This window comes from Candidatus Cryosericum odellii (assembly GCF_003570935.1).
Lineage (GTDB): Bacteria > Caldisericota > Caldisericia > Cryosericales > Cryosericaceae > Cryosericum > Cryosericum odellii.
This window is the reverse complement of record NZ_QXIU01000236.1, coordinates 2,956-3,512: the sequence shown is the minus strand read 5'-3', so window position 1 is coordinate 3,512 and position 557 is coordinate 2,956. Positions and strand designations below refer to the sequence as shown.

General features: G+C 50.3%; 1 protein-coding gene. It reads right to left on the bottom strand.

The annotated features are described in order from the left end of the window. Nucleotides 1–30: 30 nt before the first annotated feature. Nucleotides 31–557 (bottom strand): hypothetical protein (locus tag SMC5_RS09755; RefSeq protein ID WP_207799207.1); only part of this gene is annotated, 527 nt, incomplete at its 5' end.

The window sequence follows — 557 nt, the reverse complement described above, 5'->3', positions numbered from 1 at the left end:
GTCGCAGCGGAGATCATTCTCTCCACTACCTTAGTTCCCCGCCGAAGCTTGCTTGAACTGACTTGCAGTAGTAACGTAGACAAAAGGGTAATCTTGCCAACCTGGCTGGAGGACTCCGGTTACATCGTATTTCCCTCCGACGACGATCTGCGGATATCCGTCGCCCTTGTACACTATCGTACCGTTGGAAAGCTTGTCCGCCTTCTCCGACAAAGGAACACAGAGATAGAGGAATACTTTGTTTCCCGGCTGCAGCTCCCCAAATGGAATAGGAGGCATAATCTCCCCTCTGATAGTCCTTGTATCAAGAACTTCACGAACTGTCATGGTGAGAGAGAAATTCGCAGGGTACTTTCCTTCTCCCTTGAAGATCGACAGAGCAACGGTGTTTCCATAGGGTGACACAACCGTTCCCTCCACAGCCGTGGTTGTCAAGTCATCTCCGACTGGAACATCAATCGTTCCAGTGACTCTCGGTGAGCAACCCGCTACAAGAATCACAGCAAGCAGAGCGCTCATAATCATCGCAACGATTGAACAGGATCGTGATTTGGTTG